The following is a 19,912-nucleotide window of genomic DNA, read 5'->3' on the forward strand; positions in this document are numbered from 1 at the left end:
CAGTCGCCCGGACACCGGGCTGAGGAGACCCATGTCCGTGTTGAAGAAGCTGTCCGCAGCGACGGCACTCGCCGTCGCCGCCTCGACCGTCGTGCTCGCCCCGGCATCGGGCCGGGAGCCCGCAGCCACCGACCCCGCAGCCACCGAGCGCGCCGCCGCCGTCATCGGCTGGCCGCCGGCCCCGCCGACCCAGCTGGTCATCGACACGGCGGGTGCTGCGATCGGGCGCGAGGACTACGTGCCCGGCACGGTCACCCTCGACGGCGTCACCCACGTCACCGAGGTGCGCGGACGCGGCAACTCGACCTGGGGCTGGGCCAAGAAGCCCTACAAGCTCAAGCTGGAGGAGGACGCCGCGCTCGTCGGGTCGCGCGACTACGACGAGTGGGTGCTCCTCGCGGGCTTCGCCGACCGCAGCTCGCTGCGCACGGCCGCCGCCTTCGCGATCGCCGCGCAGACCCGCCTCAAGTGGACCCCGCGCTTCCGCTTCGTCGAGGTGGTGCTCAACGGCCAGTCCCAGGGCCTCTACATGCTCACCGAGCAGGTCGAGGAGGGCAAGGGACGCGTCGACCTCCCCGACGACGGCTACCTCCTCGAGATCAACCAGCGCTACCTGCGCGACGACGAGCCCGGCTTCCGCACTCGCCGCAGGACGCCCGTGGCGTTCAAGGACCCCGACGAGGTCACGAAGCAGCAGCGGCGCGAGGTCCGCCGCGCGGTGTCGCGGTTCGAGAGGGCCCTCTACGGACCCGACTTCGCCGACCCGGAGACCGGCTACGCCGCCTACATCAACGTCCGCAAGCTCATCGACTGGTACCTCGTCGAGGAGCTCTTCGCCAACCAGGACTCCAACTTCCAGTCCAGCGTCAACTTCAGCTGGGTGCCCGGCAAGCGCTTCGTCTTCGGCCCCGTGTGGGACTTCGACCTCAGCGCCGGCACGCGGTGGAAGGGCTCCTCGCGGACCGACACCTGGCACACGCGCGTCGGCCGGCACTGGATCGCCCGGATGCTGGAGGACCCGGCCTTCTCCGCCCGGGTCAAGAGCCGGTGGGCCCGCCTGCGGCCGGTCGTGCGTGAGGTCATCTCCCAGATCCCCGGTGCCGCGGCCACGACCGCGCCGGCAGCGGAGTCCGACTGGACGCAGTGGCACGCGGCCGGCGACCTGGAGTGGACCCACCACGGCGGCAGCCGCCAGGCCGAGGTGGACTTCCTCGTCGAGTGGCTGACCAAGCGGGTCGCGTGGCTGAGCAGCAACGAGGTGCGCCTCGGCGGCATCCGCCAGCGCACCGCGGAGCGCGCGCGCACGGTGTGGGTGCCGGTGCAGCTGCAGTCGGCGCCGGGCTCCGGCGTGGACGTCTCCTGGAGCGTGCAGGCCGGCACCGCCACGGCCGGCGAGGACTTCGTCGCCGCGCAGGGACAGGTGACCTTCGCGCCCGGGCAGAAGGAACGCTACATCCCGGTTCAGGTCCTCGACGACAGCGTCACCGAGGGCCGCGAGACGGTGCTGGTGACCGTCACCGGAGCCACGGGCGACGTCGTGGTCGGGTCGCCGTCGGCCGCTGTCGTGGCGATCGACGCCAACACCCGCTGATCCTCCCCGGCGGCCCGGCGGTCAGCGTCGTCTGACCGCCGCGGCCTCCCATGGCAGGGGCCACGGGTTGAAGCGGCACCTGCCGGTGCCCTTGGACTGCTGCATCATCACCGGCGCCCGGCCGCGTCCGCGGCACGACGTGTGAGCGCGGCCCAGCCAGTGGCCGGTCTCGTGGTTGACGACCAGGTGGCGGTAGCCGCGCAACGACCGACCGGCCGCGTTCCAGGCAGGAGAGGCGTGGCGCCAGCGCAGCTGGTTGATCACGACGTGTCGCCCGACCCGGCACGACCACCGCACCGAGCAGCCGGGCGAGAAGGACGGCAGCGTCCCGGGAGCCGCGAGCACCAGCGTGAAGTCGCCGCCCCGCCGCACCCGGCGGAGCTGCACGCCACCGGCCCGCCAGCCACGCGGGTGGTCGAAGGTCTCCTGCGCCTGCCGCCGGAACACCTTCATCGGCGCGCTCACCCGGCCGCGGGTGGTGACGGAGTAGGTGACGCGGCGGCTCACCGGGACGGCGTACGTCGCCACGGCGGGCGTCGTCGGGGCTGCGGCGGCCCGCCGGTGCTCACGGGCGTCCTCGACCGTCGCGTGGACCGGCGTGGTGACGATCGCCAGCAGCGCCAGGACGAGCGGCGCCACCGCGGCGAGGACGCGCACGGGGCGGGGCGCTCGGTCCATCGCCCCAGCCTAGGCCCGGATCAGGCCCAGAGCTGACCGTCGAGCCGGTCCTCCGCCTCGTCGACGGTGCCCTCGTAGGCGCCGGTCGAGAGGTACTTCCAGCCGCCGTCGCACACGACGAAGGCGATGTCGGCGCGCTCCCCCGCCTTGACGGCCTTGGCGGCCTGCCCCAGCGCGGCGTGCAGGATCGCGCCGGTGGAGATGCCGGCGAAGATTCCCTCGAGCTCGAGCAGCTCGCGCACGCGGCGTACGGCGTCGCGCGGTCCGACGCTGAAGCGGGAGTCGATCAGCGAGGCGTCGTAGAGCTCGGGGACGAAGCCCTCGTCGAGGTTGCGCAGGCCGTAGACGAGCTCGCCGTAGCGCGGCTCGGCGGCCACGATCCGTACGTCGGGCTTGGCGCCGCGGAAGTAGCGGGAGACGCCCATGAGCGTGCCGGTCGTGCCGAGACCGGCGACGAAGTGGGTGATCCCGGGGAGGTCGGCGAGGAGCTCGGGGCCGGTGCCCTCCTCGTGCGCGAGGGCGTTGGCCTCGTTGCCGTACTGGTAGAGCATCACCCAGTCGGGGTGCTCCCCCGCGACCTGCTTGGCGACCCGGACGGCCTCGTTGGACCCGCCGGCCGCGGGTGAGGAGACGATCTCCGCTCCCCACATCCGCAGCAGCTGGCGCCGCTCCTCGGAGGTGTTCTCCGGCATGACGCAGACGATGCGGTAGCCCTTGAGCTTGGCCGCCATGGCGAGCGAGATGCCGGTGTTGCCGCTGGTGGGCTCGAGGATCGTGCAGCCGGGACGGAGGGTGCCGTCCTTCTCCGCCTGCTCGATCATCTTCAGGGCCGGGCGGTCCTTGATGGAGCCGGTCGGGTTGCGGTCCTCCAGCTTGGCCCAGAGGCGTACGTCGGGGCTGGGCGAGAGCCGCGGCAGGCCCACGACCGGGGTGTTGCCGACCGACTCCAGCAGGCTGTCGAAACGCATCGCGGGCGGATCAGCCTCCGGCGACGGCGGGCAGCACCACGACCTGGTCGCCGTCGGACAGCTCGGCGTCGAGGCCGCCGATGAAGCGGACGTCCTCGTCGTTGATGTAGACGTTGACGAAGCGCCGCAGGTCGATCGAGCCGGACTTGTCCTCGACGAGGCGGTCCTTGATCCCGGGGTGGTTGCCCTCGAGGTCGTCGATCAGGGCGGACAGCGTGCCGCCCGCTCCCTCGACGGCCTTGGCGCCGTCGGTGTAGGTGCGCAGGATGGTGGGGATCCGGACCTCGATGGCCATCAGGGGGTGCTCGCTTCCTCGGTCTGCTGGGGGTTCGTCAGGGGGACGATGGTGACCTGTTCCTCGGTCACGACACCGTCGATGATTCTGTAGGACCTGAACTCCACCGGGCCCCCACTATTCCCGTGCGCGCGTGTGCTCACGAGCACGTAGTGGGCGTTGGGCTCGCTCGCGAGCCCGATGTCGGTGCGGCTCGGGTAGGCCTCCGTGGCGGTGTGGGAGTGGTAGACGACCACCGGCTCCTCGTCGCGGGCGTCCATGTCCTTGTAGAGCTGCAGCAGCTCGGTGGAGTCGAACTCGTAGAACGTGGGGCTGCCGGCGGCGTTGACCATCGGGATGAAGCGCACGGGACGGTCGCTGCCCTCGGGTCCCGCGACGACGCCACACGCCTCGTCGGGATGGTCGCGCTTGGCGTGCGCCACGATGGCGTCGAAGATCTCCTGGGCGATGGTCAGCACGCCGTCAAGGGTAGGCAGACCCTCGATGCGACCCCGACGCGTCTCACGACATAGTCTTGACGTCGAGAGAGTTCACGAGGGGGAGCTTCATGTCGTTGCCGCAGGCGCAGGCGCCACTGACCCGCCGCGGCATCCCCCTCGAGCGTGACCTGCGCGTCCTCGCGCTCGGCTCGTTCGCCAACCGCTTCGGCGCCGGGGCGGTCATGACGACCAGCGCCCTCTACTTCACCCGGCAGGTGGGCTTCACCGCGGCCGAGGTCGCGCTCGCGCTGGCGGTCGCCGCCGTCGTCGGCATCCTCGTCCAGGTGCCGGCCGGGCAGCTCGGCGACAGCCACGGGCCACGCCGCGTCCTGACGGTCTTCATGGCGGGCGCCGCCCTGGTGAGCGCGCTGCCGGTCCTGGCGCGTACGCCGTGGCAGCTCGCGCTGCTGCTGGCCCTGCTCACCCTCTTCGAGCGCTCGGCCGGCTCCGTTCAGCAGGGTGTCATCGCCCAGCTCGCCACCGGTGGGCGCGGCGTGCAGTTCAAGGCCTACCTGCGAGCCGTGACCAACACCGCGATCGGCCTGGGCTCGGTCTTCGGCGGTGCCGCGCTCGTGGTGGACGAGTCATGGGCCTACGTCTCGGTGTTCGTGCTCAACGCGGTCTTCACCGGCTTCGCCGCCTGGAACACCACCCGGCTGCCGGACCTCCCGGCCTACGTCCGGCTGGAGGGCGAGCCGCGGCTCGCCGTGCTGCGCGACTGGCCCTACGTCGTCGTGGTCGCGCTGACGGGACTCTTCTCCCTCCACTTCTTCGTCATGGAGCTCGGCCTGGCGCTCTACATCTCCGAGCGCACGGCGGCTCCGCCGGTGATGGTCGCCATCCTGCTGATCCTCAACACCGCCTGCGTCGCGCTCTTCCAGGTGCGGCTCTCACGCCGGGCGGAGTCGGTCGAGGCCGGCGCGAGGGCGCTCGTCCGCGGCGCCGTGTGGATCGCCGCCGGCTTCACCATCGTGGCCCTCGCCGACCGCGGTGACGCCACGTTCGCGATCGTCGTGCTCGTCGTCGGGTCGCTGGTGCACGTCGTCGGCGAGATGATCGGCTCCGGAGGCCAGTGGGGCCTGCAGATGGGCCTGGCGCCCCACGAGCGGCAGGGCCAGTACCAGGGCTTCGCCGGGCTCGGCTTCAGCGTGATCGCCGTCATCGGCCCGCCGGTCGTGACGCTGCTCTGCGTCGAGATGGGCGAGACCGGCTGGCTGGTGCTGGCCGGGCTGATGCTGGGCCTGGCCCTCGTCTCGGTCCCCGCCTCCCGCTGGGCGCTCGCCTCGCGCGAGCGCTACGGCGTGCTCACGCACTCCGGCTGACGAGGGCCGGCCGGCTCAGACCCAGATCGCCGCGGGGATCCCGTCGGAGAAGACCTCCGGCACCTCGGGGTAGGACTCGGAGACCCCGAGCGCGTGGCGTACGGCGGTCCAGGCGACGGCGCACGCGTCGAGCAGGTCGTCCTCGCCGAAGCCGGCCCCGCGGAACCACGCCGGGGCCACGATCCCGTGGGCGGCGAGCGCCTCGCGGCGGGCGCGGACGCCGTCGGCGTCCTTCTTGCGCGCGAGCAGGGGCGCGCCGGCCATCCGGGCGAAGCTCACCTCGGGGTGCACCTCGATCACCCGTGCCCCGGGCCGTCCCCGGACCCACGCGTCGACCTGCAGCACCTTCTCGCGCAACGCGTAGGCCTGGGCGCTGACGCTGGTGCGTCCCTCGGTCGCCGCGAGGTTGGCCGCCCGGGCCTCCTCGTAGGTCGCGGCCTCGACCGCGGCCCGCACGGGGGTGGAGAAGACCGACGACGACTTGCCGACGAGCGCCCGCCGGGCCTCGGCGTCGGCCAGCCGCCCGCCCGTGTCGGGCAGCCCGATCGGGATGTCGACGGCGACGACGGGGACGTCGTGGTGCTCGCGGACGAGCTCAACGAGGCCGGTGATGTCGGGCGCGACGAAGACCGAGGTCCGGCGCTGCGGGTCGATGACCACCCCGACCCACCCGGCCGGACAGGCGTCGACGCCGAGCACGGGCGCCGGCGGTGCGAGGACGGGCGGTGGCTCGTCGTCGAGCGAACCGGCCGGGGCGACGAACCGGGCCGCGGTCTCGCCGCTCGTCGCGGCGTCGATCCGCGCGGTCATGATCTCGCTCATCGGCGGCAGGGCCGACAGCGGCCACCACCGCACGTCGCTCGACTCGTCGTCGGCCACGTGGGCCTCGCCGTCGAGCCACGTGCAGGCGAAGGTCAGGTCGAGGTAGGTCGCCCGGTCGCCGTTGTCGTGCACGATCTCGCCGTGGACGCCGGTCGCAGCCAGCCGGTCCACCCGGACCCGGACACCGGTCTCCTCCAGCGCCTCGCGGGCCGCGGCGATCGCGGGCTCCTCCCCCGGGTCGGGGATCCCGGTGACCGGCGTCCAGTGACCGTTGTCGGCGCGCCGCACGAGCAGCACCTGGTCCCCGCGACGTACGACGGCGGTGACGCCGGGCAGCCACAGCGGGTCGTGGCCGATCTTGTCCCGGATCGCCACGACGAAGTCGGGGACCGGGGTCATCCGGCGGTCAGCGCCTCGACCACGGTCTCCTGCAGGTAGCCGACCCACTCGTAGATGTCGTGCGCCTGGGCGCGCGGGTCGTCGTCGGGGAGCGAGTGCCAGTAGTGCTCGTCGCCGGCCTCGACGCCGAGCCGGGTGGCGAGCGCGAGCCGGATGTCGGTGAAGGCGCGCATCCAGGTCTCGGCCTCGGCGTGGGTCAGCTCGACGTCGATGACGAGGCCGTCCTCGGTCAGCTCGGGCGGGAGGCCGGCCTCCTCCAGGGTGTCGATGATCGCGCCGGCGGCCGCGGCCTTGCCGTCGCGCAGCCCGCCCTCGGTGAAGCGGCGGAAGTCGGCGGCCGACTCCTCGTCGTCGGGGTAGGCGGTCGGGAAGAGCCGCGCGAGCACCGGGTCGTCGGGGATCGTCGTCGCGCCCGAGAACTCGGTCATCATCGCCTCGAACGCGTCGGCGGTCGGTGCCGCGGGCTCGGCGCGCTCGTTGCGCAGGAGCTCGACCATCTGCGAGGCGAGGGAGCGCAGGAGGTCCGCCTCGAAGCCGGTGAAGGTGGCGATGACGTGGCCGGACCTGCGGTGTCGCTCGAAGCCGCTCACCTCAGGACGCCTTCTCCATCGTCGCCCAGAGCCCGTACTCGTGCATGGCCTGCACGTCGCGCTCCATCTCCTCGCGCGTGCCCGTCGAGACCACCGACCTGCCCTCGGTGTGCACCTCCAGCATGAGCTTCTCGGCCTTGGCCTTGTCGTAGCCGAAGTACTTCTGGAACACGTAGGAGACGTAGGACATCAGGTTGACCGGGTCGTCCCACACGAGCGTCACCCACGGCTTGGCCAGGAAGGTGATCTCGTCGGGGGTCAGGGTCGGCTCGACCTCTACGGGACTGGCGGCTGACACGAGGTCCATCGTGGCACAGTGTCGGTCGTGACGAGCCCACCCCGTACGTCCACGGCGCTCCTGACCGACCACTACGAGCTGACCATGGTCCAGGCGGCGCGACAGTCCGGCACGGCGGACCGGAGAGCGGTCTTCGAGCTCTTCCCGCGGCGGCTCCCGCCGGGACGGCGGTACGGCGTCGTGGCCGGGGTCGGGAGGGCGCTGGACGCGATCGAGGACTTCTGCTTCGACGCCGCCGCCGTGGCCGCGCTCGAGGGCGTCGTCGACCCCGACATGCTCGACTGGCTGGCCTCCTACCGCTTCTCCGGCGACGTCTGGGGCTACGCCGAGGGCGAGGCGTACTTCCCCTACTCGCCGCTCCTGGTGGTCGAGGGGACGTTCGCCGAGGCGGTCCTCCTCGAGACCGTCCTGCTCTCGATCTACAACCACGACTCCGCGATCGCGTCGGCCGCGTCGCGGATGACGCTGGCGGCCGGCGACCGGCCGTGCATCGAGATGGGGTCGCGCCGCACCCACGAGCAGGCGGCGGTCGCGGCCGCCAGGGCGGCGTACGTCGCCGGCTTCGACGCCTCCAGCAACCTGGCCGCGCGCGCCCTCTACGGAGTGCCGTCCACCGGCACCGCCGCCCACTCCTTCACCCTGCTCCACGACGCCGAGGCCGACGCGTTCCGCGCCCAGGTGCAGACCCTCGGGGTCGGCACGACACTGCTGGTCGACACCTACGACGTCGCCGAGGCCGTCCGCCTCGCCGTCGAGGTGGCCGGCACGGGCCTCGGGGCGGTCCGCCTGGACTCCGGCGACCTCGGCGAGGTCGCGCGTGACGTGCGCGCCCAGCTCGACGAGCTCGGCGCGAGCGCGACCAGGATCGTCGTCACCAGCGACCTCGACGAGCACGCCATCGCCGCCCTCGCGGCCGCGCCGGTCGACGCCTACGGGGTGGGGACCCAGCTGGTCACCGGCTCGGGCCACCCGACGTGCGGCTTCGTCTACAAGCTCGTGGCACGTGAGGACGCGGACGGCGAGCTGGTGTCGGTGGCGAAGAAGTCGACGGACAAGATCTCGATCGGCGGACGGAAGTACGCCCTGCGCCGGCGGGGTCCCAGCGGCGTGGCCGAGGCGGAGGTCGTCGGGATCGGCGCGGTGCCCGAGGACGACGGCGACGACCGCCCCCTCCTCGTGCCGCTCGTGCGCGACGGGGAGGTCGTCGGCCGCGCCACCCTCGAGGAGGCCCGCGCTCGCCACCGCGCCTCGGTGGCCGAGCTGCCCCGCTCGGTGACCATGATGTCGGCCGGTGAGCCGGTGATCCCGACGGTCCACCTCGGCCCGTGACCGGCTGAGGGACCTTTTCCCGGTGCGACCGGGGCCCGTCGGCTGCCATCATGCCGAGATGGGTCTCGTCGCGCGCGACGCCGAGCTCGCGATGATCGCCGAGGTGCTCGACCGCGAGCCGACCTCGGTGCGGGCCCTGGTGCTCGAGGGTGAACCGGGCGTCGGCAAGACCAGCCTGTGGGAGCACGGACTGGCCCGGTGCCGCGACCGCGGGGTGCGCGTCCTGGCCGCCCGGGCCAGTGCGTCCGAGACCGGGCTGCCGTTCGCCGGGCTGATCGACCTGCTCGACGAGGTCGCCGTCGACGAGCTGGCGTCGGTCCCCCCGCCCCAGCTGCACGCGCTGGAGGTGGCGCTCTACCGGGCCGAGCCCGGTGAGCACCCGCCCACCGACCAGGTGGTCTCGCTCGCGCTGCTCTCGGCCCTGCGCTCCCTCGCCCGCGAGCAGCACCTCCTGGTCGCGGTCGACGACGTGCAGTGGCTGGACCGCTCCTCGCAGGCCGCGCTGGCCTACGCCGGACGCCGGCTCCAGGACGGCGTGACCCTCCTCCTCGCCCGCCGCCCCGGCCCCCTCAGCCCCGTGGAGCGGGCCTTCGGCGACGAGCGCGTCGACCGGCTCGTCGTGCGCGCGACGACGCTCGGCGGCACGCGGCAGATCCTCGCGTCCCGCCTCGGCCTCCGGCTCCCCCACCACCTGCTCCGTCGCGTCTACGACACCACCCTGGGCAACCCGCTCTTCGCGCTGGAGGTCGGCCGGCTGCTCGCCGGCCGCGACCCGGCGACGATCGGCGACGAGCTGCCCGTGCCCGACGCCGTCGAGGACCTCCTCGGCCTCCGGGTCGCCGACCTCGACCCGACCACGCGGCGGCTGCTCCTCGCACTGGCCCTCGCTGCCGACCTGCGCGCCCCGCAGGCGCGGGAGCTGGCCGGGTCCGACACGCTGGAGCACGCGTCCGCCACCGGCGTCGTCGACCTCGACGGGGACCGCGTCCGGCCGGCGCACCCGTTGCTCGCCGAGGCGGCGCGGCGGGCGGCGTCGGCGGAGGACGTACGACGTCTCCACACCGACCTGGCCGCCGTGGTCTCCGACGACCAGCGCCGGGTGCTGCACCTGGCCCTGGCGGCGACGGAACCCGACCGGGCACTCGCCGGACGCCTCGACGGCGCCGTCGCGCGAGCCACCGCCCGGGGCGCCATCCGGCTCGCCGCCGACCTCGCCGGCCACGCCCTCCGCCTCACACCGCCCGGCGACGAGGACGCGGGACGCGTGATGCTCCTGGCCAAGCTGCTGCAGATGGCCGGCGAGAAGCAGCGCCTCACCGAGCTCTTGGCACCGAGGGCGGCGAGCCTGCCCGACCGCGCCGACCGGGTGCGCGCCCACGTGCTCCTCACCGGCGGTGTGGTGCACGGCAACGACGACATCCTCGCCCTCCTGCAGCGCGCGCTCGACGAGGCCGGCGACGACCACGCCCTGCGGCTGCGGGTGCTGTGCCACCTGGCGGAGAACGAGGCGGTCATCGAGGTCCGCAACGTCGCCGTCGCCGACGCCCGGGCGGCTGAGGCCGTCGCGGCCTCGGCGAGCGGCTCCGGCGGTGACCAGCGGCTGGCGCTCTACACGCGGGTGTGGACCTCGGCACTGCGTGGGCGGCCCGTCGACGACCTGCTCGAGCGCTACGAGGCGCTCGCGTGCGGCTCGACCTACCTCGCCCGGACCCCGGCGCGGGTGGCCGGGCAGCAGCACGTGTGGCGGGGCGAGCCCGGCCCTGCCCGGGAGCGGTTCGAGGCGTTCCGCGCGCTGGCCGCCGACCGCGGCGAGCCCAGTCCCTACGCGCTGGCCCGGCTGCACCTGTGCGAGCTGGAGCTGCGCCTGGGCCGGTGGGACGACGCCGCGGAGCTGCTCGACGAGTGGGCCGCCTCGATCGACAGCAGCCTGCTCCACTGGCCGATGTACGAGCGGTGCCGCAGCCTGCTCGCCGCCGGACGGGGCGACGCGACCGCGGCACGCGAGTGGGGCCAGCGGGCCGTCGCCCAGGCCGAGGAGACGGGTGTCCGGTGGGACTGGCTGGAGGCCACCCGGGCCCTGGGCGTGGCGGCCCTGCTCGACCACCGCGCCGAGGAGGCGGTCGAGCACCTGCGCGCGGTCTGGGCGCACACCCGCGACCAGGGGGTGCTCGACCCGGGTGCGTTCCCCGCCGCCCCCGACCTCGTCGAGGCGCTCGTCGACGTCGGCCACCTCGACGAGGCGGGCGAGGTCGTCGACGCCGTGCGCGAGGCCGCCGACCTGCAGGACCACGCGTGGGCCCGGCTCACCGCGGGCCGCGGCGCCGCGACGGTCTCCCTCGCCGCCGGGTGGGCCGACTCCGAGGCGCGGACGCTGGCAGCCGTCGCCGCGGCGTACGACGAGCGCGGTCTCGCGGCCGAGGCGGCCCGGACCTGGCTGGCCCTCGGCCGCGCCCAGCGCCGGGCTCGCAAGTGGGGCGGGGCCCGCGACTCGCTCGACCGCGCCGTGCGGCTGTTCGACGAGCAGGGTGCGCCCGGCTGGGCGGCCGCCGCGCGCGCCGACCTCGAGCGGGTCGGCGCCCGCCGCCCCAGCTCCCCCGGACGGCTCACCACGACCGAGCGCCGGGTGGCCGACCTCGCTGCGCAGGGACTGGCCAACAAGGAGATCGCCCGGGCCCTGGTGGTCACCGTCAGCACGGTGGAGTTCCACCTGCGCAACGCCTACACCAAGCTGGGCATCCGCTCCCGGATGGAGCTCGCGCCACGCCTCGTCGAGCTCGACGACGCGCTCGGCTGATCGTCGACGGTCCGTCCCCGGGGAGCGGGCCGGGGCTGTCAACTGGGGTTGTCCCGGGGTCATTTCCTCGGGTCATCCGCAGTTTCGGACACCCTCCCGCGGCGCGCACCGTGGAGCCATGGCCGAGTACCTCGTCGAGCTCTACGTCGCCCTGGGCGACCACGCCGTCGCGCGGCACCACGTCGCGCTGGCGGAACGGGCCGTCGCCGACCTGACCCGGGAGGGTCGACCGGTGCGCTACGTGCAGTCGCTCTTCGTCCCCGAGGACGAGACGTGCTTCTTGCTCTACGAGGCCGACTCGGTCGCCCTGGTCACCGAGGCGGTGGGGCGGGCCGGACTCCGGCTCGAGCACGTCTCGGCGGCCACCACGTCCGTCGCCGGCGCACAGGAGACGCCGGACGGCACCACGAAAGGAACCAGCATGACCAGCACCACCACCAGCACCACAACCAGCACCACCACGAGCACCCCGGACCTCACCGAGCTGCGTGCCAAGCAGCAGCAGGTCTGGAGCAGCGGGGACTACAACAAGATCGCCGCCCTGACGGTGCCCGTGTCGGAGCACCTCGTCGACCACGTCGGCGTCAGTCCGACCGACCGGGTGCTCGACGTCGCGACCGGCACGGGCCACGTCGCCCTGGCCGCCGCGCGCCGGTCGGCCGCGTCCGTCGGCATCGACTACGTGCCCGCCCTCCTCGAGATCGCCCGGCGCCGCGCGGAGGCGGAGGACCTCGTCGTCGAGCTGGACGAGGCCGCCGCCGAGGACCTCCCCTTCGAGGACGCCTCGTTCGACGTCGTGATGTCGGCGATCGGCGTCATGTTCGCCGCCGACCACGACGCCGCCGCGCGCGAGCTGGTCCGGGTGACCCGCCCGGGCGGCCGGATCGGGCTGGCGAGCTGGACGCCCGAGGGCTTCGTCGGCGGCATCCTCCGGACGGTGGGCGCACACGTCTCGCCCCCGCCGGGCGCCCAGCCCGCCACCCGCTGGGGCACCGAGGAGGTCGTCGCCGGGCTGCTCGGCGACGGCGTCACCGACGTCCGGTCGGTGACCGCCACGGTCACCCAGCGCTTCGCCGACGGTGCCGGGTTCGCCGACCTGTTCCTCACCTACTACGGACCCACCTTCGCGGCGGCCGGCCGGCTGGACGACCAGGGGCGCGCCGCGCTCCGGGCCGACCTGGTCGCGCTCGCCGAGTCGCACGACCGCGGCGTGGGCGAGGGCCTGGTCTGCGACTGGGAGTACCGCATCGTCACCGCGACCCGCCGCTGACGCCGGCGCCGGGGGTCCCCGGGACAGCCCTCCCGCCGCGAGGCGGGAGGGCTGCTCACGCGCGCGCCGCCCGCTAGCCTCGGTCCATGGCCCGCGCCCTCATCGTCGTCGACGTCCAGAACGACTTCTGCGAGGGCGGGTCGCTGCCCGTCGCCGGCGGCGCCCGGGTGGCGGCCGACATCAACGACCTGCTGCACCGCTGGCACGCGCGCGGGGACGACGCACCCGCCTACGACGTCGTCGTCGCCACCAAGGACCACCACGTCGACCCCGGTTCGCACTGGTCGGTGAAGCCCGACTTCGTCGAGTCATGGCCGGTGCACTGCAAGGTCGGCACCGAGGGGGCGGCCTTCCACCCCAACCTCGACCCGCAGCCCTTCGACGAGGTGTTCTTCAAGGGCGAGCACGAGGCGGCCTACAGCGGCTTCGAGGGGCGTACGTCGTCGGGCGAGCCGCTGGCCGACTGGCTGCGGGCCCGGGAGGTGGCGGAGGTCGACGTGTGCGGCATCGCCACCGACCACTGCGTGCGCGCGACCGCCCTCGACAGCGCGGGCGCCGGCTTCACGACCCGGGTGCTGACCGCCCTGTGCGCCGGGGTCGCGGAGGAGTCGACGGCCGCCGCGATCACCGAGCTGGCCGGCGCCGGCGTCGAGATCGCCTGAGGTCGCGGGTCAGCACCACTTCTCGGTGACCGTGCGCAGCACCTTGACCGTGCGCGCCGTGCCCTGGCCGAGCGCCGCGAGCTCCTTGGACGCGAGGAGCCGGGAGGTGTGGATGTTGCCGTCGAGCAGCACGTAGGCCGCCCGGCCGTCGACGACGACCACCTCGCCGTCGTGCTCGAGGGCGTGCGCCGCCTCGACGGCCGCGGCGGGAGGCGCGGCGGCGTACAGCGTCACGTAGTGCTGCCCTGCCGGGTCGTGCTCGGCGTGCAGCTCCTCGGCGCGCGCCGTGAGCGCGGCGAGGTCCTTCGTCGTGAACACGACCGTCGGGACGTCGAAGCCCGCCGCGGCGGCGTAGGCCACCTCCAGCGCCTGCTGGACCTGCGCCGCCGACCGCGCCGGGTGGGTCAGGCGGACGTTGCCGGTGTTGATGTAGGTCTCGACGTCCGTCCCCCCGGCGGACTCGGTGGCCGCCTTGATGGCGTCCTTGGGGAACTTGCGCGTCGCGCCGAGGTTGATGGCGCGCAGGAAGGCGACGTAGGTGGGCACGGCTCGATCATGCCCGTCGAGCCCGGGGCGCGGCAGGTCTAGGGTTGTTCCCATGAACACTCGTGCACGTGCCATCGGGACCAGCCTCGCCGCTCTCACCCTGCTCGCGGCGGGGTGCGCGAAGGACGACACCTCCACCACCACCGAGTCAGGCGTCACGCTCGTCGAGGGCGGCACGCTGACCATCTGCACCCACCTGCCCTACGAGCCCTTCGAGTTCACCGAGGGCGGCGAGGTCGTCGGCTTCGACGTCGACGTGCTCAAGATCGCCGCCGACGCCGAGGGCTGGGACACCAAGGTCGTCGACATCGGCTGGGAGACCATCGTCTCCGGCGAGGCGCTCAACACCGGGCAGTGCGACGTCGCCGCGGGCGCGATGTCGATCACGCCCGAGCGCGAGGCCGTCATGGACTTCTCCGAGCAGTACTTCGAGGCCAAGCAGGCGCTGCTGATGAAGGCCGGCGCCGGCTACACGACGCTCGACGACCTGGCCGGCAAGACCATCGCCGTGCAGGACGCGACCACCGGCGCCGACTTCACCCGCGAGAACGCCCCGGAGGACGCGAAGATCGTCTCCTTCGAGGACTCCGCCCTGATGCAGCAGGCCGTCAAGACCGGCAAGGCCGACGCCGGTGTCAACGACAACGGCCTGCTCAACTACTTCGCCAGCCAGAACCCCGACGTCGAGGTCGGCGCGGAGTTCGAGACCGGCGACGTCTACGGCTTCTCGGTGAAGAAGGACGGCAACGACGAGCTCCTCAGCATCGTCAACGACGCCATCGCCAGCGACGACTACGACGCGGCATACGAGAAGTGGTTCGGCACCGCTCCGGAGTGACCTCCCCGGAATGAGCTCTGCGGAGCGACCAGGCCCACCGTCCGTGCCCTGACAGGAGTGATCCATGGCGAGTCCCCGCCAGCGTGCCGCGCGGCTGCGCTACGTCCAGTACGCCGTCCTCGTGCTCGTCCTGGTCGGGATCTTCCTGGTCGCTGACTGGGACCAGCTCCAGCGGGCGTTCTGGGACTGGGAGGTCGTGAAGGCGCAGTTCCCGGACGTCATCACGATCGCGCTGAAGAACACGCTCATCTACACCGCGTGCGGGTTCACGTTCGGCCTGGTGCTCGGGCTCGTCCTGGCCCTGATGCGCCTGTCCACCGTGGGCCCCTACCGGTGGATCGCCACCGGCATCATCGAGCTCTTCCGTGGCCTGCCGGCCCTGGTGGTGTTCATCGCGCTCAGCGTCGGCTTCAGCCTCGCCTTCCCCGACCGTCAGATCCCCTTCGGCAACCTCGGCATCGTCACCCTGGCGCTGGGGCTCGTCGGCGGCGCCTACATGGCCGAGACGATCCGTGCCGGCATCCAGGCGGTGCCGAAGGGGCAGATGGAGGCCGCCAGGTCGCTGGGCATGTCCCACAGCCGGGCCATGATCAGCGTGGTCGTCCCGCAGGCGTTCCGGATCATCCTGCCGCCGCTCACCAACGAGCTGATCCTGCTCACCAAGGACTCCTCGCTCGTCTACATCCTCGGCCTCGCGCTGGAGGACTACGAGCTCACCAAGTTCGGCCGCGAAGGCATGAACACCGCCGCCAACCTGACCCCGATCATCGTCATCGGCCTGTGCTACCTGCTGATCACGGTGCCGCTGTCGATCGTCGTACGCCGCATGGAGAGCCGAGCGGAGAGGGCCCGCTGATGACCACCCCGACCCACGCGCACGACCGCACGACCGCGGCGATCGACGTTCAGGACCTCCACAAGAGCTTCGGTGACAACGAGGTGCTCAAGGGCATCGACTTCCACGTCGGGCACGGCCAGGTGGTCTGCGTGATCGGGCCGTCCGGCTCCGGCAAGTCGACCCTGCTGCGCTGCGTCAACCTCCTGGAGACGCCGACCAGGGGCAAGATCTTCGTGGAGGGCGCCGAGATCACCGACCCCGACGCCGACGTCGACAAGCTGCGCGCACGGATCGGGATGGTCTTCCAGCAGTTCAACCTCTTCCCGCACATGACGGTGCTGCGCAACCTCACCATCGCGCAGGAGAAGGTCAAGGGCCGCAAGAAGGACGAGGCGGTCGAGGTGGCCCGCGCCACCCTGGCGAAGGTCGGGCTGGCGGAGAAGGAGTCGGCCTACCCCGCCCACCTGTCCGGCGGGCAGTCGCAGCGCGTCGCGATCGCCCGCGCGTTGTCGATGAGTCCCGACATGATGCTCTTCGACGAGCCCACCTCGGCGCTCGACCCCGAGCTGGTCGGCGACGTCCTCGCGGTCATGAAGGACCTGGCCTCCGAGGGCATGACCATGATGGTGGTGACCCACGAGATGGGCTTCGCCCGCGAGGTGGGCGACAAGCTCGTCTTCATGGACGACGGCGTGATCATGGAGGAGGGCGACCCGCGCGAGGTGCTCGCCGCACCCCGCCACGAGCGGACGCAGTCGTTCCTGTCGAAGGTGCTCTAGGACCGCCGTCGTCGGTCGACGTCCCGGTCGCGGAGGCGGTGGGTCAGGCCCGCTTGCACTGGCTGGGCGGGGTGACGGCCGGGTCGAAGACGTGCTTGGGCGGCGTGATGCTGGTGTCGTCCGGGGATTCCTTCATCGTCATCGCCCACCACCCGGCCTTGCGGGTCTCGATGGCGGCGAGCTCCTCCTCGGGGAGCGCGTTCCACATGTTGAGGACGTCGACGCCGACCTCGACCAGGTGTCCGTGCGGGGTGACGACCGCCCGGGCCTCGATGCCGTCGAGGGCTGCGGGCACGGAGGGGAAGAGGCCGCGCGGCATGCCGGTCAGCACCGCGGCGGCGGGGACGCCGACGGCGACGCCGTCGCCGGCGAGCTTGACCGCCCGTGCGGCGGTGACGGGCCACGTCGGGTCGAGGTCGGTCGGCAGCGCCCAGCTGCGCGGCTCGTCGTCGGTGATGTCGGCCCAGCAGTCCGCGGCGCTGGGGCCCCAGACCTCGCTGTTGAAGTAGGTGCGACCGGCGACGACCAGGTAGTCGACCTGCTGGACGGCACCCCCGATCGCGGAGTTCATCGACAGCTCGCTGTAGCCGGTCGACGGGCTGTAGCGGCCGTCGAGGTCGAAGATGCGCTTGCCGCCGTTGTCCGGGTTCTTCGTGAGCAGCTGGCCGTGCCACTCGACGATGCCCATCGCGTCGACCTGGCCGCTGATGGACTCGAGCTTCTCGCCCTCCAGCATGAAGTCGTCCGCCTTGGTGGCGGCGGCCTCGCCGGATCCGCCGCAGGCGTTGAGGGTGAGCACCAGACCGGCGCAGAGGGCGGCGGCCCACGGTGCACTTCGACGACGTGCCACTGGGTGTTCCCCGATCAGGTCCTAGACGAGCTCCGTGCTCGATCTCGCTCGGAGCCTAGGTCCGGCTCCCGGGGCTGTCAGGGAAATCACGAGATCTTGACCGACGGGCGCCAGCCCGCCCTCAGCCGGCCATCCAGCCGCGCGCGGCACCCACCACCGCGTCGGTGAGGTCGTCGACGAGCGCCGACCCGAGCCGCCAGTGCTGCCAGAACAGCGGCACCTCGGGACGGCGCCCCGGCACCAGCTCGACGAGGTCGCCGCGCTCGAGCTGGTCGACCACGTCGGACTCGGGCAGCAGCCCCCACCCCATCCCGACGCGGATCGCCCGGTCGAACTCCCGCACCGACGGCACGTAGGTCACCGGCGGTGCGAGGTGGCGGCGGGTCACCCGGCGGATGAAGTCGTGCTGGAGCGAGTCGCTGCGGTCGAAGGCCACGATCGGCGCCTCCCCCAGCGCACCGGACCCGACGCCGTCGGGGAAGTGGATCGCGTGGAAGTCGCGCGTGGCGACCGCGGCGTAGCGGAGTCGACCCAGCCGCACCACCCGGCACCCCGGCACGGGCCTGGGCTCCCCGGTGATCGCGGCCACCACCTCGCCGCGGCGCAGCCGTTCCGCGGTGCGGGTGTGGTCCTCCCGCACCACCTCGAAGACCACGCGGTGCCGCGACTGCACCTCGGCGAGCGCGTCGACGAACCAGCCGTAGAGCGCGTCGGCGTTGACCGCGATCGGGAGCGAGGCGTACGACGTCCCGTCGCCGTCGGCCTCCTCGACGAGCTCAGCGACGGCTTCCCGCTCCAGGAGCTCGGTCTGCGTGGCCAGGCGCACCAGCACCAGGCCGGCCTCGGTGGGCTCCAGCGGCTTGACCCGGTGCAGCAGGACACGGCCGATCCGGGTCTCGAGCGCCTTGATGCGCTGGCTCACTGCGGAGGGGGTGACGTGCAGCTCCCGGGCAGCCGCTTCGAAGGTGCCGAGGCGCACCGCAACCGCCAGTGTGCGCAGGGCCACAGGGTCGAGCTGGGTGATGTCTTTCATAATGAGAGATCCTAATGATTCCTCAGAATCCTTCGCTGGATTGAACCTCGGACGCGCCCTAGCGTTGTCCTCATGTTCCAGGTTGCTCTCACCGGTCTGCTGACCGGACTCGCCCTCATCGTCGCCGTCGGCGCCCAGAACGCCTTCCTCCTGCGTCAGGGGATCCGTGGCGAGCACGTGCTGCCGATCGTGCTGACCTGCCTGGTCTCGGACGTCGTGGCGATCACGGCCGGCGTCGCCGGCCTGGGGATCGTGCTGGAGCGCTGGCCCGCGGTCCTGCCCGTGGCCCAGGTGCTGGGCGGGCTCTACCTCATCGCCTTCGGCGTCCACGCCGCGATGCGGGCATGGCGCCCGGCAGCGCTGGTGACGGGCGAGGCGACGGCCCTCACGCCCGGCCGGGCCGTGCTCCTGACGCTGGCGCTGACCTGGCTCAACCCGCACTTCTACCTCGACGCCGTGCTGATGCTGGGCACGGTCGCCAACAGCTTCGGGACCGACCGCTGGTGGTTCCTCGGCGGCACCCTCGTCGCCAGCCTCCTGTGGTTCTTCGGCCTGGGCTACGGCGCGCGCCTCCTGCGCGGCCTCTTCGCCCGCCCCAAGGCCTGGCGCGTGCTCGACTCAGCGATCGCCGTGGTGATGGGCACCCTCGGCGTGGGCCTCCTCGTCCACTGAGCCGACGCCTGCGCACCCCGCAGAGCGGGGTGCTACTCGTCGCGGTAGGCCAGGCCCTTCTCGGCGAGCGCCTCGCGCAGCCGGGTGATCGCGATCGGCCCGACGCCGTGGATCGCCGCCAGCTCGGCGGCGGTCCGGCCCGCCACCTGCTCCAGCGTCGTCACCCCGACCTCGCGCAGGGCGCGGGTGGCCGGCGCGCCGATGTTCCTCGGCAGCGGGGTGCCGGACTCCCGAGGGGCCCGCTGCCGCGGCGCCGGGAGGCCGGCGTCGACGACGGCCTCGCCCCGCGGCGACAGCAGGTAGCCGATGGCGAGGGACTCGGTGAGACCGAGCTCCTTGAGCTTGCGCACGTCCTTCTTGAAGTCCGCGGTCTCGCGGCCCACCCGGGCGGCGAGGTCCGGCGCCCGGACCGTGGGGTGGAGGTCGATCAGGTCGAGCGTCTCCCGCGTCCACGCGCCGTGGGACGACGCCGCGTCGAGGCGGTCGAGCCGGGCGTTGATCGCCGCGATCTCCTCTGCGTCCGGCACGGCCGCCCGCAGCGCCTCGCGCGGGTCGGGACCGGCGTACGTCAGCCCGATCCGCCAGGCGGGATCGTCCGAGCGTGCCGCCAGCGCCTCCTTGAGCGCCGCCAGCGACGGCGCGCCGGCCCGGCGGGCGTCCTCGGCGCGCAGGCTCGACACGCTGACCTGCTCGACGCTCGTCACCTCGACGACGCCGACGGACGTACGCATCCGGGTGCCGACCACCACCCGCGGGCGCGCCCACCGACGGAACGCGAGGTCGACGGTGCCGGCCTTGATCGCGGCCAGCTCGGCCGGGCGGATCATCATGCGTGCCACCTTCTCAGATCTGCGGGGCG

General features: G+C 72.9%; 21 protein-coding genes. 10 read left to right on the forward strand and 11 right to left on the reverse strand.

The genetic code is table 11. The features are described 5' to 3' along the window. The first annotated feature begins 31 nt into the window (after positions 1 to 31). Positions 32 to 1,591, forward strand: a complete 1,560-nt coding sequence (locus NCI01_RS12700) for a CotH kinase family protein (protein WP_254181850.1) — start codon at positions 32 to 34, stop codon at positions 1,589 to 1,591. Positions 1,592 to 1,612: 21 nt separating this feature from the next. Here NCI01_RS12700 and NCI01_RS12705 read toward each other — a convergent pair whose 3' ends face one another. The 4 genes from NCI01_RS12705 to NCI01_RS12720 are packed head-to-tail and all read right to left on the reverse strand — an operon-like array spanning position 1,613 to position 3,990. After that, positions 1,613 to 2,269 (reverse strand): DUF3152 domain-containing protein, encoded by a 657-nt coding sequence (locus tag NCI01_RS12705; RefSeq protein WP_254181851.1) that lies wholly within the window; start codon positions 2,267 to 2,269, stop codon positions 1,613 to 1,615. Between the two features lie 20 nt (positions 2,270 to 2,289). Then, positions 2,290 to 3,237 carry a PLP-dependent cysteine synthase family protein gene (locus tag NCI01_RS12710; protein WP_254181852.1) on the reverse strand — a complete coding sequence of 316 codons (948 nt, stop codon included), beginning with the start codon at positions 3,235 to 3,237 and terminating at the stop codon, positions 2,290 to 2,292. A gap of 10 nt (positions 3,238 to 3,247) precedes the next feature. Next, positions 3,248 to 3,532 (reverse strand): MoaD/ThiS family protein, encoded by a 285-nt coding sequence (locus NCI01_RS12715; protein WP_254181853.1) that lies wholly within the window; start codon positions 3,530 to 3,532, stop codon positions 3,248 to 3,250. Continuing rightward, entirely contained in the window at positions 3,532 to 3,990 is a 459-nt protein-coding gene (locus NCI01_RS12720; RefSeq protein WP_254181854.1) for a M67 family metallopeptidase, read from the reverse strand. The genes NCI01_RS12715 and NCI01_RS12720 overlap by 1 nt, the downstream gene beginning before the upstream one ends. An 89-nt stretch (positions 3,991 to 4,079) precedes the next feature. Here NCI01_RS12720 and NCI01_RS12725 point away from each other — a divergent pair, with 89 nt between their 5' ends. Continuing rightward, positions 4,080 to 5,333, forward strand: a complete 1,254-nt coding sequence (locus NCI01_RS12725) for an MFS transporter (RefSeq protein WP_254181855.1) — start codon at positions 4,080 to 4,082, stop codon at positions 5,331 to 5,333. A gap of 15 nt (positions 5,334 to 5,348) precedes the next feature. On the opposite strand, the gene NCI01_RS12730 is transcribed toward NCI01_RS12725, so the two are convergent. The 3 genes from NCI01_RS12730 to clpS are packed head-to-tail and all read right to left on the reverse strand — an operon-like array spanning position 5,349 to position 7,451. Then, positions 5,349 to 6,554 (reverse strand): DUF429 domain-containing protein, encoded by a 1,206-nt coding sequence (locus NCI01_RS12730; RefSeq protein ID WP_254181856.1) that lies wholly within the window; start codon positions 6,552 to 6,554, stop codon positions 5,349 to 5,351. Continuing rightward, positions 6,551 to 7,144 carry a DUF2017 domain-containing protein gene (locus NCI01_RS12735; RefSeq protein ID WP_254181857.1) on the reverse strand — a complete coding sequence of 198 codons (594 nt, stop codon included), beginning with the start codon at positions 7,142 to 7,144 and terminating at the stop codon, positions 6,551 to 6,553. The genes NCI01_RS12730 and NCI01_RS12735 overlap by 4 nt, the downstream gene beginning before the upstream one ends. 1 nt (position 7,145) lies before the next feature. After that, the gene (clpS, locus tag NCI01_RS12740) at positions 7,146 to 7,451 is read right to left on the reverse strand and encodes an ATP-dependent Clp protease adapter ClpS (RefSeq protein WP_254181858.1); all 306 of its coding nucleotides are present in this window, start codon (positions 7,449 to 7,451) and stop codon (positions 7,146 to 7,148) included. 18 nt (positions 7,452 to 7,469) lie between these two features. Between clpS and NCI01_RS12745 the strand changes: the two genes are divergently transcribed. The 4 genes from NCI01_RS12745 to NCI01_RS12760 all read left to right on the forward strand — a co-directional run bounded on the left by NCI01_RS12745 (position 7,470) and on the right by NCI01_RS12760 (position 13,497). Further along, positions 7,470 to 8,771 carry a nicotinate phosphoribosyltransferase gene (locus NCI01_RS12745; RefSeq protein ID WP_308213219.1) on the forward strand — a complete coding sequence of 434 codons (1,302 nt, stop codon included), beginning with the start codon at positions 7,470 to 7,472 and terminating at the stop codon, positions 8,769 to 8,771. A gap of 58 nt (positions 8,772 to 8,829) precedes the next feature. After that, the gene (locus tag NCI01_RS12750) at positions 8,830 to 11,565 is read left to right on the forward strand and encodes a helix-turn-helix transcriptional regulator (protein ID WP_254181859.1); all 2,736 of its coding nucleotides are present in this window, start codon (positions 8,830 to 8,832) and stop codon (positions 11,563 to 11,565) included. Between the two features lie 118 nt (positions 11,566 to 11,683). Then, a complete protein-coding gene (locus NCI01_RS12755; protein WP_254181860.1) occupies positions 11,684 to 12,835 on the forward strand; it encodes a methyltransferase domain-containing protein in 1,152 nt (383 codons plus the stop codon). 86 nt (positions 12,836 to 12,921) lie between these two features. Next, complete coding sequence (locus tag NCI01_RS12760) at positions 12,922 to 13,497, forward strand: isochorismatase family protein (protein WP_254181861.1); 576 nt, start codon at positions 12,922 to 12,924, stop codon at positions 13,495 to 13,497. Positions 13,498 to 13,506: 9 nt separating this feature from the next. On the opposite strand, the gene NCI01_RS12765 is transcribed toward NCI01_RS12760, so the two are convergent. Further along, the gene (locus tag NCI01_RS12765; protein WP_254181862.1) at positions 13,507 to 14,043 is read right to left on the reverse strand and encodes a DUF1697 domain-containing protein; all 537 of its coding nucleotides are present in this window, start codon (positions 14,041 to 14,043) and stop codon (positions 13,507 to 13,509) included. A 52-nt stretch (positions 14,044 to 14,095) separates the two neighbouring features. On the opposite strand from NCI01_RS12765, the gene NCI01_RS12770 reads away from it, so the two are divergent. The 3 genes from NCI01_RS12770 to NCI01_RS12780 all read left to right on the forward strand — a co-directional run bounded on the left by NCI01_RS12770 (position 14,096) and on the right by NCI01_RS12780 (position 16,498). Then, on the forward strand, positions 14,096 to 14,881 hold the full coding sequence (locus NCI01_RS12770; RefSeq protein WP_254181863.1) for a transporter substrate-binding domain-containing protein: 786 nt from the start codon (positions 14,096 to 14,098) through the stop codon (positions 14,879 to 14,881). A gap of 64 nt (positions 14,882 to 14,945) precedes the next feature. Continuing rightward, positions 14,946 to 15,737 carry an amino acid ABC transporter permease gene (locus NCI01_RS12775; RefSeq protein WP_254181864.1) on the forward strand — a complete coding sequence of 264 codons (792 nt, stop codon included), beginning with the start codon at positions 14,946 to 14,948 and terminating at the stop codon, positions 15,735 to 15,737. Beyond that, complete coding sequence (locus NCI01_RS12780) at positions 15,737 to 16,498, forward strand: amino acid ABC transporter ATP-binding protein (RefSeq protein ID WP_254181865.1); 762 nt, start codon at positions 15,737 to 15,739, stop codon at positions 16,496 to 16,498. Before NCI01_RS12775 ends, NCI01_RS12780 begins: the two co-directional genes overlap by 1 nt. Positions 16,499 to 16,541: 43 nt before the next feature. Here NCI01_RS12780 and NCI01_RS12785 read toward each other — a convergent pair whose 3' ends face one another. Further along, the gene (locus NCI01_RS12785) at positions 16,542 to 17,348 is read right to left on the reverse strand and encodes a hypothetical protein (protein ID WP_254181866.1); all 807 of its coding nucleotides are present in this window, start codon (positions 17,346 to 17,348) and stop codon (positions 16,542 to 16,544) included. Between the two features lie 121 nt (positions 17,349 to 17,469). Beyond that, entirely contained in the window at positions 17,470 to 18,381 is a 912-nt protein-coding gene (locus NCI01_RS12790) for a LysR family transcriptional regulator ArgP (protein WP_254181867.1), read from the reverse strand. 72 nt (positions 18,382 to 18,453) lie between these two features. On the opposite strand from NCI01_RS12790, the gene NCI01_RS12795 reads away from it, so the two are divergent. Further along, on the forward strand, positions 18,454 to 19,053 hold the full coding sequence (locus tag NCI01_RS12795; RefSeq protein WP_254181868.1) for a LysE/ArgO family amino acid transporter: 600 nt from the start codon (positions 18,454 to 18,456) through the stop codon (positions 19,051 to 19,053). A 32-nt stretch (positions 19,054 to 19,085) separates the two neighbouring features. On the opposite strand, the gene NCI01_RS12800 is transcribed toward NCI01_RS12795, so the two are convergent. Beyond that, on the reverse strand, positions 19,086 to 19,883 hold the full coding sequence (locus tag NCI01_RS12800) for a helix-hairpin-helix domain-containing protein (RefSeq protein WP_254181869.1): 798 nt from the start codon (positions 19,881 to 19,883) through the stop codon (positions 19,086 to 19,088). Positions 19,884 to 19,912: the final 29 nt, after the last annotated feature.

This window comes from Nocardioides pinisoli (genome assembly GCF_024199985.1).
GTDB classification, from domain to species: Bacteria; Actinomycetota; Actinomycetes; order Propionibacteriales; family Nocardioidaceae; genus Nocardioides; species Nocardioides pinisoli.

Bases quoted from the DNA above. Each gene is read 5' to 3' on its own strand.
- NCI01_RS12700 (WP_254181850.1), top strand. From the start codon at position 32: ATGTCCGTGTTGAAGAAGCTGTCCGCAGCGACGGCACTCGCCGTCGCC.
- NCI01_RS12705 (WP_254181851.1), bottom strand. From the start codon at position 2,269: ATGGACCGAGCGCCCCGCCCCGTGCGCGTCCTCGCCGCGGTGGCGCCG.
- NCI01_RS12710 (WP_254181852.1), bottom strand. From the start codon at position 3,237: ATGCGTTTCGACAGCCTGCTGGAGTCGGTCGGCAACACCCCGGTCGTG.
- NCI01_RS12715 (WP_254181853.1), bottom strand. From the start codon at position 3,532: ATGGCCATCGAGGTCCGGATCCCCACCATCCTGCGCACCTACACCGAC.
- NCI01_RS12725 (WP_254181855.1), top strand. From the start codon at position 4,080: ATGTCGTTGCCGCAGGCGCAGGCGCCACTGACCCGCCGCGGCATCCCC.
- NCI01_RS12730 (WP_254181856.1), bottom strand. From the start codon at position 6,554: ATGACCCCGGTCCCCGACTTCGTCGTGGCGATCCGGGACAAGATCGGC.
- clpS (WP_254181858.1), bottom strand. From the start codon at position 7,451: ATGGACCTCGTGTCAGCCGCCAGTCCCGTAGAGGTCGAGCCGACCCTG.
- NCI01_RS12750 (WP_254181859.1), top strand. From the start codon at position 8,830: ATGGGTCTCGTCGCGCGCGACGCCGAGCTCGCGATGATCGCCGAGGTG.
- NCI01_RS12755 (WP_254181860.1), top strand. From the start codon at position 11,684: ATGGCCGAGTACCTCGTCGAGCTCTACGTCGCCCTGGGCGACCACGCC.
- NCI01_RS12760 (WP_254181861.1), top strand. From the start codon at position 12,922: ATGGCCCGCGCCCTCATCGTCGTCGACGTCCAGAACGACTTCTGCGAG.
- NCI01_RS12770 (WP_254181863.1), top strand. From the start codon at position 14,096: ATGAACACTCGTGCACGTGCCATCGGGACCAGCCTCGCCGCTCTCACC.
- NCI01_RS12775 (WP_254181864.1), top strand. From the start codon at position 14,946: ATGGCGAGTCCCCGCCAGCGTGCCGCGCGGCTGCGCTACGTCCAGTAC.
- NCI01_RS12780 (WP_254181865.1), top strand. From the start codon at position 15,737: ATGACCACCCCGACCCACGCGCACGACCGCACGACCGCGGCGATCGAC.
- NCI01_RS12790 (WP_254181867.1), bottom strand. From the start codon at position 18,381: ATGAAAGACATCACCCAGCTCGACCCTGTGGCCCTGCGCACACTGGCG.
- NCI01_RS12795 (WP_254181868.1), top strand. From the start codon at position 18,454: ATGTTCCAGGTTGCTCTCACCGGTCTGCTGACCGGACTCGCCCTCATC.
- NCI01_RS12800 (WP_254181869.1), bottom strand. From the start codon at position 19,883: ATGATGATCCGCCCGGCCGAGCTGGCCGCGATCAAGGCCGGCACCGTC.